9 protein-coding genes are annotated in these 9,163 nt (G+C 45.1%); 1 reads left to right on the top strand and 8 read right to left on the bottom strand.

Annotated elements, in window-relative coordinates:
• Positions 1 to 46 precede the first annotated feature (46 nt).
• Both KIV40_RS18470 and KIV40_RS18465 read right to left on the bottom strand, forming a co-directional pair.
• Positions 47 to 1,240, bottom strand: a complete 1,194-nt coding sequence (locus KIV40_RS18470) for a class I SAM-dependent methyltransferase (RefSeq protein WP_009706144.1) — start codon at positions 1,238 to 1,240, stop codon at positions 47 to 49.
• Positions 1,241 to 1,459: 219 nt separating this feature from the next.
• The gene (locus KIV40_RS18465) at positions 1,460 to 2,863 is read right to left on the bottom strand and encodes a methyl-accepting chemotaxis protein (protein WP_048814134.1); all 1,404 of its coding nucleotides are present in this window, start codon (positions 2,861 to 2,863) and stop codon (positions 1,460 to 1,462) included.
• 90 nt (positions 2,864 to 2,953) lie between these two features.
• On the opposite strand from KIV40_RS18465, the gene yccX reads away from it, so the two are divergent.
• Positions 2,954 to 3,226 carry an acylphosphatase gene (gene yccX, locus KIV40_RS18460; protein ID WP_005532394.1) on the top strand — a complete coding sequence of 91 codons (273 nt, stop codon included), beginning with the start codon at positions 2,954 to 2,956 and terminating at the stop codon, positions 3,224 to 3,226.
• 47 nt (positions 3,227 to 3,273) lie between these two features.
• Here yccX and KIV40_RS18455 read toward each other — a convergent pair whose 3' ends face one another.
• From KIV40_RS18455 to KIV40_RS18430, 6 genes are all read right to left on the bottom strand, one after another.
• Positions 3,274 to 3,603, bottom strand: a complete 330-nt coding sequence (locus tag KIV40_RS18455) for a TusE/DsrC/DsvC family sulfur relay protein (protein ID WP_005446773.1) — start codon at positions 3,601 to 3,603, stop codon at positions 3,274 to 3,276.
• A gap of 353 nt (positions 3,604 to 3,956) precedes the next feature.
• Positions 3,957 to 4,619 carry a Bax inhibitor-1/YccA family protein gene (locus tag KIV40_RS18450; protein WP_005532392.1) on the bottom strand — a complete coding sequence of 221 codons (663 nt, stop codon included), beginning with the start codon at positions 4,617 to 4,619 and terminating at the stop codon, positions 3,957 to 3,959.
• A 354-nt stretch (positions 4,620 to 4,973) separates the two neighbouring features.
• Complete coding sequence (locus KIV40_RS18445) at positions 4,974 to 5,723, bottom strand: amino acid ABC transporter ATP-binding protein (RefSeq protein WP_005430960.1); 750 nt, start codon at positions 5,721 to 5,723, stop codon at positions 4,974 to 4,976.
• Positions 5,724 to 5,746: 23 nt separating this feature from the next.
• The gene (locus KIV40_RS18440; protein ID WP_285350659.1) at positions 5,747 to 6,844 is read right to left on the bottom strand and encodes an amino acid ABC transporter permease; all 1,098 of its coding nucleotides are present in this window, start codon (positions 6,842 to 6,844) and stop codon (positions 5,747 to 5,749) included.
• Between the two features lies 1 nt (position 6,845).
• Positions 6,846 to 8,051, bottom strand: coding sequence for an amino acid ABC transporter permease (locus KIV40_RS18435; protein ID WP_285350657.1), 1,206 nt, complete (start codon positions 8,049 to 8,051; stop codon positions 6,846 to 6,848).
• Between the two features lie 80 nt (positions 8,052 to 8,131).
• Positions 8,132 to 9,160, bottom strand: a complete 1,029-nt coding sequence (locus tag KIV40_RS18430; protein ID WP_285350655.1) for an amino acid ABC transporter substrate-binding protein — start codon at positions 9,158 to 9,160, stop codon at positions 8,132 to 8,134.
• Positions 9,161 to 9,163: the final 3 nt, after the last annotated feature.

The raw sequence follows: 9,163 nt of genomic DNA, 5'->3' as shown, positions 1-9,163 counted from the left end.
TTTTTCTTTGCTTCAATTCTTTATCGTTGTCTATGACTAAGCCCGATTATAGAACCTTACACGCAAAGCCTTTTAGGTAGAAACCTTCTGGGTAGGCCGTATCCGTTGGGTGGTCGGCTGCTTGTTCGAAACGTTCTACGAATTTTACTTGGCGATTCGCATCTACTGCTGCATCTGCAATGATTTTTTGGAACAGAACTTGGTCCATTAAACCTGAGCAAGAGTAGGTAAGCAGCGTGCCACCAGGGTTTAGAATTTGCATCGCCAACATGTTGATATCTTTGTAGCCACGACATGCACCGTTTAGCTGTGCTTTGCTCTCTGCAAACTTCGGTGGATCCATGATCACAACATCGAACTTCGTACCTTGGTCGCGGTATTCGCGTAGCAATTTGAATACGTCTGCGTTTAGGAACACAGCACGCTTTTTCGAGATATCAAACTCGTTCAGCTTTGCGTTGAATTTTGCAGTGTCTAGAGCAGGTTGTGATACGTCCGCGTTGATAACGCGTTTTGCGCCGCCTTTTAGTGCGTACAGACCAAAACCGCCGGTGTAAGAGAAACAGTTCAGAACTTCTTTGTCTTTCACGTACTTCATCGCTTGTTGGCGGCTGTCACGTTGGTCTAGGTAGAAGCCCGTTTTATGGCCACCAACGATGTCTACGCTGATTTTCACGCCGTTCTCTTCGATTACCACAGATTTTGGTGGCTCTTCACCATGCAGAACGCCAGTGGTTTCTTTCAAACCTTCTTTCTTGCGTACCGCGACATCAGAACGCTCGTAAACGTTGCAGTCAGGGAAGCACTCAACCAAAGCATCAACAATCGCTTGCTTGTTGTATTCTGCGCCCGCACTTAGAAGCTGGCACACAAAGAAGTTTTGGTAGCGGTCGATCGTCACACCTGGCATACCGTCTGACTCCGCAGCGATAAGGCGGTAACCAGTTAGGCCATCGCGCTCGATAATATCTTCACGAAGAAGCTGAGCGTTGTTGAAACGCTTAACAAAAAACGCCTTGTTGATCTCTTCTTTTTCAAAACTCCAAATACGAGCACGAATCTGGGAAGCTGGTGAATATGCTGCTTTAGCTAGCCATTTTCCGTCGTGAGTGAATACATCAACGGTTTCGCCAAGAGCGGGTTCGCCCTCAACTTTACTGATGCCTCGAGAGAAGATCCAAGGGTGCTTGCGCTTAACCGACTTCTCACGACCTTTAACCAAATAGATAGCAGCTGTCATTTCTTTAGCTCTTGTTGAATTTTGAAAGGGGCGTATTGTCCGGGATGTTGCCCGCAAAAGCAATATCCATCGACAATCCAATCATTTGTAGAGGCTTTAATTATATGCCGAGAACCGGAACAAAGGACCACCTTAAGGTGGTAAGAAACTAGCGCTAGGTACAAAAAAGGGCCACCGAAGTGACCCTGATTTTTCAACTTATAACCAAGCTTCATATGACTAAGCTTTAAGGCCTGTCAGTAGCGACTCCATGGTGTCACTTTGAGTTCGAAGCTGCTCAACGTTTTGCGACGTTGTGCTGATCATCATACACACATTGTTTGCTTGGATGCGGACTTCTTCAACGCTTGACGCAATATTGTCAGCCACGACGCCTTGCTCTTCTGCAGCGGTTGCAATTTGGATGCTGCTGTCAGAGATAGTTTGGTTCTTATCTGCTAGTGAGCCGATCTCGTGATTTACTTCTGCCATCAGAGTTTGGCCTTCGTTGGCGTTATGCACCGTTACTTCCATCAGCTTAGTGAGCGATTGGCTGTTACGTTGTAGCGCTTCAATCATTGCTTGAATCTCTACCGTCGCTTGTTGAGTGCGGCCCGCAAGAGCACGAACTTCATCAGCAACAACGGCAAAGCCACGACCTTGTTCGCCTGCACGAGCTGCTTCAATCGCAGCGTTCAAGGCGAGTAGGTTAGTTTGCTCAGAGATACCGTTGATGGTCGTTACCACTTCATCAATCTGCGCTGCGTTTGCATCCAGCTCTTCAACCGCTTGAGACGCGGATTGGATCTCAGTAGAAAGGTTCGAGATAGAGTGAAGGGTATTTTCTACTTTCACTTGGCCAGATTGCGCTACGCTGCGTGCATCGTCTGTTTGTGTGCTTGAATCGTGTGCCAGTGTTGCCACCTCACGAATCGTAGAGGCCATTTGCTCCGTTGCACTTGCCAGAGAGTTTAGATGCTCTTGTTGGGTGTTAGAAATCTCAGAGCTGTTTTGAATCGATAGGTTCAGTTCAGAACTGATTTGCTGCATCAGTGCGACAGACTCTTGAATCGACTGAACCATTTTTTGTTCGCGGTCGGCAACTTTGTCTATCGTAATTGCGATTTCACTGAATTCATCACGAACGCGGAAGAAGTTCATACGTGCAGTCAAATCACCATCAGCTAATGTGTTAAGTGCTTTGTTCATCGTAAACATAGCGCCACCGATGAAGGTCATGATGTAGTAAACACCAAGCGCGATGATAAATAGCGTAACAAGGATAATGCTTACTTGCGTCGGAGAAAGCGCTGTCCAAAGTGATTGCTCATGACTTGCAACCAGACTAAACGCGCCTTTCATTACCGACACAGAGTCAGGTCCTGTGCCAAGAGTAATTGTATCCGAACTCGCGATTAGACTAGCAACTTGAGATTGTGAGAGATTTCCTGCTTCAATCAAGCCTTTCATCAACATCAGCTCTTCTTGGTACAAGTCAGAGATGAGTGAGTTAGCGGCACTGTTCAAAACAAGAGTAAGAATGACTAATGCGAGGAGAGGAAGGAAGAAGAGCAAATAGAACTTTTCTTGAATCTTTAAGTGGATAAGGTATTTATCAATCCAACGGAAAGGAATTTCTTTCATAATTATTATAACCATATAAAAACCCACTATCCTTAGTGGGGTAAATAGACGCAAATAATATATCACTCAAATATAGGGAGCGGTATACGGATGGTACTAAAGTGTGAGAAGTTTCTGATAGTAGGTCATGTACAAGGGGTAGGATTTCGATACCACACATCACATCAAGGGTTGAAGCTCGGCCTAACAGGGTATGCGAAGAACTTAAACAGCGGAGATGTTGAAGTGATTGCCTGTGGCACAGAAGAACAAATTGCAGCGTTTTCGGCGTGGTTAGAGGAAGGGCCGCGGACGGCGACAGTAGACAGTGTCACTCAGGAAAGTGTGTCTTATAAGCCTTTCCGCGGATTTAAGATCTTATAGCTTTACAGTTAATTATTTTGTAAGCGATGTGGCTGGAAACAAGTGTCTTACAAACATTTCGCTGGTTTTGGTAGACCAGCCAGTTTGGTTGCTTGTTTTGCAGGGCCTTTCTTAAACAGTTTGAATAGGTACTTGCTGTTACCTTTTTCCGGGCCGTGTGCCTTTTCCATTGCTTTTACTAGCATTCTTACTGCTGGTGATGTGTTGAACTCTTCATAAAAATCACGCACAAAGTGAACCACTTCTAGGTGCGCTTCTGTTAGTTCAATTTCTTCTTCTTTTGCTAGAAGCTCAATCATGCCTTCTTCCCACTGAGTGTGGTCAAGTAGGTAGCCTTGAGCGTCGGTTTCAATTTCTTTGCCGTTGTAAACGAACATAGCTTTGTTTCCGCTAAGTAACCATTGATACGTATAGGGTAGCGTAGAGGCTGACGTATTCTCAACAAAAGAATCCTTTGGGCTTTCCGAGCGATGTAAATGTGTGCAGTCAAAAGTAGGCTTGGAACATGGGCAAGCGGTTTGGGTAAATCAACGTCTATTCACTAAATTGTTTGTTTATTCGTTAGGTTAGAAAATTCTCGGGGTGAGTATTTTGGTTTTTGCATGAATATTCAAATTTCTGTTTTAAGGAGTTGGTGTAAAAAAGGAGGTAGCATCCACAAGGCTAGGCGCAAAGAAAAAGCCCGAAGTACAACTTCGGGCTTTTTGGAGTTTCAATTCAATCTGACGGTTTAGTCGTCGTTCATGATGCCTAGGATGCTTAGTAGGCTGATGAAGATGTTGTAGATTGAAACGTACAGTGTAATCGTTGCAGAGATGTAGTTTGTTTCACCACCACGGATGATGCCTTGAGTGGTCATCAGGATTGCCATAGTAGAGAAAACAATGAACAAGCTGCTAAGTGCTAGGTGTAGGATCGTTGATTGGATGAAGATGCTAGCAATCATACCCACTACTAGAACTACAAATAGTGACAGCATTAGGCCACCCATCATAGATAGGTCGCGTTTTGTCGTTAGAGCGTAAGCCGATGCAGCCATGAACGATAGAGCTGTACCGCCAAGAGCTGTTAGAACAACGTCGCCCATACCAGCGCCGATGTACATGTTTAGGATTGGACCAATGGTGTAACCCAAGAAGCCTGTGAATAGGAACGTAAACACAAGACCTAGGCTGTTGTTACGGTTCTTTTCTGTTAGGAATAGTAGACCGTAGAAACCGACCAACATTAGGATAATACCCGGACGTGGAAGGTTAAATGCCATTGATACGCCAGCAACCAGTGCTGACCATAGTAGAGTCATAGAAAGTAGTGCATATGTATTACGCAGTACTTTGTTGGTTTGTAGAGCACTCTCTTGAGTAGTAGTGCGAGAAAACATAGGACTGTTCATAATCTTCCTCTATAAGGGACTGACTTATCTTTAATATATAGACATATATGGGCCCGATAGTTCAAAAAATCAAGCCCGTCACACGTATATCTAGAACAAAATAATAATAGAAATAATGTGTTATGTATTTGCCAACTTGTAACACAATATTACCGCCTTGCATAGCGAAGAAAGGCTTACTATTCAAAGCATTGAAGCGCAGCTCACGAAGTAGGTTGCAAGATTGCGCTAATTTACAACATCTTGAATCAACTGGATTTTCGTAACATGAGTTAATAGCAACCGTTTAAACAAAGAAAAAGCGCTGATTTAGATGTCAGCGCTTTACAATTTTAGCTATGTACCTAATCCGTTTTAATGGTGAAGGATTTGAGCTAAGAAGTTCTGGGTTCGATCCGATTGCGGATTCTCGAAGAAGTCGACAGGGTTATTCTCTTCGATGATTTCACCCGCATCCATAAAGATAACTCGGTCAGCCACTTCTTTAGCAAAGCCCATTTCGTGGGTTACACACAACATGGTCATGCCTTCTTCTGCCAGTTCGACCATTACATCAAGCACTTCACGCACCATTTCTGGGTCGAGTGCAGAAGTCGGTTCATCAAACAGCATTACTTTAGGATTCATACAAAGAGAACGAGCAATCGCTACACGCTGCTGCTGACCACCAGAAAGCTGACCTGGGTATTTATCCGCTTGATCTGGGATCTTAACGCGCTCTAGGTACTGCATTGCGACGGCTTCAGCTTCTTCTTTCGGCATTTTCTTCACCCAGATAGGGGCAAGCGTACAGTTCTCTAACACTGTTAGGTGAGGGAAGAGATTGAAGTGCTGAAAACACATACCCACTTCACGACGAACCGCCTCAATGTTTTTCAGGTCTTCGGTAAGTTCAGTACCCGATACATAGATGCTGCCAGCTTGATGCTCTTCCAAACGGTTGATACAACGAATCATGGTTGACTTACCTGAACCTGAAGGGCCGCAGATAACGATTTTCTCGCCTTTCTTTACCTCTAGATTGATGTTCTTTAGTACGTGAAACTCACCATACCACTTATTCATGTCCTTCAACTGGATCATATAATCTTGTTGTTGCGTCATAATACGTCCTTGATCTTGATGAGTTATCGTTTGTGACCGGTATGAAGTTTGTTTTCAAGCCATATCGAGTAACGTGACATGCCAAAACAAAATACCCAAAACACTAACGCGACAAATACATAACTTTCGGTTGCGAAACCTAACCACTCAGGGTCGGTATTCGCGGCTTGTCCAATGCCCAGTACGTCAAACATACCGATAATAAGCACAAGACTGGTATCTTTAAACAGGCCTATGAACGTGTTCACGATTGAAGGGATAGTGATCTTCAGCGCCTGAGGCAAAATGATCAGTCCCATTTTCTTCCAGTAGCTAAGACCAAGAGCATCCGCCGCTTCATATTGTCCTTTCGGAATCGCTTGCAAGCCACCACGCACTACCTCCGCCATGTAGGCGGCACTGAACATAACCACACCTATTAGCGCACGGATCAGCTTGTCAGTTTCGGAGCCTTCCGCTAAAAACAGCGGTAGCATGACCGATGCCATAAACAGAACAGTAATGAGTGGAACACCACGCCACACTTCAATGTACACCGTACAGATACTGCGAATAATCGGCATATTTGAACGTCGACCAAGTGCTAACGCCACACCAATTGGTAGTGAAACCACGATACCAACAAGTGCGATGATCAACGTAACTAATAGACCACCCCATTTGTGGGTCTCAACGACTTCAAGACCAAATACGCCACCGTAAAGTAATGCGGCAATAATGAATGGATAAATGTTTACGAAGAACAACCAAATCCAAATGCGTTTCGGCGTTTTCTCGTAAGCGAGTAGCACTGTAAAGATCGCCAATGTGATGTAGAACAGGCGAGGGCGCCAGAGCTCAGCTTCTGGATAGAATCCATACATGAACTGTTCCCAGCGAACGCTGATGAATACCCAACAGGCTCCTTCGCGTGTACAGTCGTCTCTGGTTGCGCCAATCCAATCCGCATTAACGAACGCCCAATCGACGATATTCCAGAATGCTGAGAAGACGATGTAAGCGAGGATAAGCGTCACTATCGAGTTGATTGGTCCATTGAATAGATTTTTGCGTAGCCAACCTACGACACCAACCGTGTTTGCTGGGGGTGGGAGATCTGGCTGAAATTGATGTGTGCTCATATTATCTCTCCACCAGTGCAACTTTACGGTTGTACACGTTCATCAACGCCGAAGTGATCAAACTCAACGTCAAGTAAACCCCCATGGTCATCGCGATGATCTCAATCGCTTGCCCAGTTTGGTTCAAGGTGGTGCCAGCGAACACAGATACCAGATCTGGATAGCCAATCGCCATTGCTAGCGAAGAGTTCTTGGTCAGGTTCAAGTATTGGCTAGTAAGAGGGGGGATGATAATACGCAGCGCTTGTGGAATCACGACCAGCTTAAGCGTTTTTGTGCGGGGTAAACCAAGCGACATTGCCGCTTCTGTTTGACCATGACTCACAGCGTTAATACCAGAGCGAACAATTTCAGCAATGAACGACGCGGTATAGACACTCAACGCAAGTAGGAGTGCTGCAAGTTCTGGAATGATGCTGATGCCTCCACGGAAGTTAAAGCCTTTTAACTCTGGGTATTGCAATGAAATAGGCATTCCCGCTAAGAAGTAAACGACCAAAGGAAGCGCAATGACTAAGCCAAACACAATGCGACCCATCGGCGTTTGTTGACCCGTTAAGCGTTGCTTATTGTTCGCCCAAACGTTGATCAGAATACTTGCGATGATACCGATAATGAGTGCAGCGATAACAAAACTGCTTCCTGCTTCCATGACCGGTGCAGGGAGATACAAACCACGTACGTTCAAAAAGATAGCTTCACCAAGGCTCATACTTTGACGTGGTGATGGTAGGGCTTGAAGAACGGCGAAATACCAAAAGAAGATTTGCAGAAGTAGTGGAATATTTCGGAACGTTTCAATATAAACCGCGGCTAATCGACTCACCAACCAGTTGGAGGAGAGACGTGCGATACCCATAACAAAACCAATTACGGTTGCGAGAATAATACCGAGCACAGAAACCAGTGCGGTATTAAGAAGACCAACGACGAAAGTACGCCCATAAGAAAACGTTTCATCGTATTCGATAAGAGTCAGGCCGATCCCAAAGCCTGCTTCTTGATTAAGGAAACCAAAGCCTGTTGCAATACCCCGTGCTTCAAGATTGGTCAGTGCATTGTTGATGATTGTGTAGAAGAAAAATACCAATGCAGCTACGGCAATGATCTGGAAAAGAGCGGAGCGAAAAGCAGGATTGTAAATCAGGCTCTTACTTCCGCTTGGTTTGGACATCGTACTTGGCGATGTATCATTCGTCGGTTTCATACAGCGATAACCTCAAACCCTTATTTATACAGTTACTCACGAAAAAGGGCGGCATAAACCGCCCTGTGATAATCGTTGTATTAGCGGATTGGTGGCGCGTACATGAAGCCGCCTGCATTCCATAGTGCGTTTACACCACGAGAAATTTTAAGCGGTGAACCAGCACCAACTGTACGCTCGAAGCTTTCACCGTAGTTACCTACTTGCTTGATAACCTGGTAGCCCCAATCGTCACGGATGCCTAGACCTTTACCTTTCGGACCATCCACACCAAGAATACGTTTGATGTTTGGATCTTTCGATTTCAACATCTCATCAGCATTCTTAGAGCTAATGCCATACTCTTCCGCATTGACCATCGCAAATAGAGTCCACTTGGCAATGTTGAACCATTGGTCATCACCTTGACGTACCACTGGGCCTAGAGGCTCTTTAGAGATGATTTCAGGAAGAACAGTTGCAGAAGAAGGGTCTTTAAGGTTTAAACGCAGAGCATACAGACCAGATTGGTCCGTCGTCAGTACGTCACAGCGACCAGCATCAAAACCTTTAGAAGTTTGCGCAGCTGTATCAAATACGACGGGTTTGTATGCCATTCCTTGGTTGCGGAAGTAGTCCGCCAAGTTAAGCTCCGTTGTCGTACCTGACTGTACACACACTGATGCGCCATCAAGCTCTTTCGCACTTGATACACCAAGATCTTTCTTGACCATGAAACCTTGACCGTCATAGTAGTTCACGCCGACAAAGTTAAGACCAAGAGCTGTATCACGGTGTAGTGTCCAGGTGGTGTTACGTGAAAGCACATCGATTTCACCAGATTGAAGTGCAGTGAAACGTTCTTTCGCGGTTAGGGGTACATACTTAACTTTCGTTTTATCCCCAAGAACGGCTGCAGCCAGTGCTTGGCAATATTCTACGTCGATACCTTCCCATTCACCTTTTGAGTTAGGATTTGAGAAACCAGGTAGACCAGTACTAACGCCACAAGTAATAAAGCCTTGTTTTGTGACTTTGTCCAGAGTAGTGTCTGCTGCTTGAGCTGAAGTTGCCATCATTGCAGTAGAAGCCGCCACGACGGAAGCAAGAACTGTGAGTTTATTCGCCATTTG

The sequence above is a fragment of the Vibrio sp. D173a genome (genome assembly GCF_030248475.1).
Note: the sequence above shows the minus strand (reverse complement) of the source record. Positions and strands in the feature narration are given on the sequence as shown.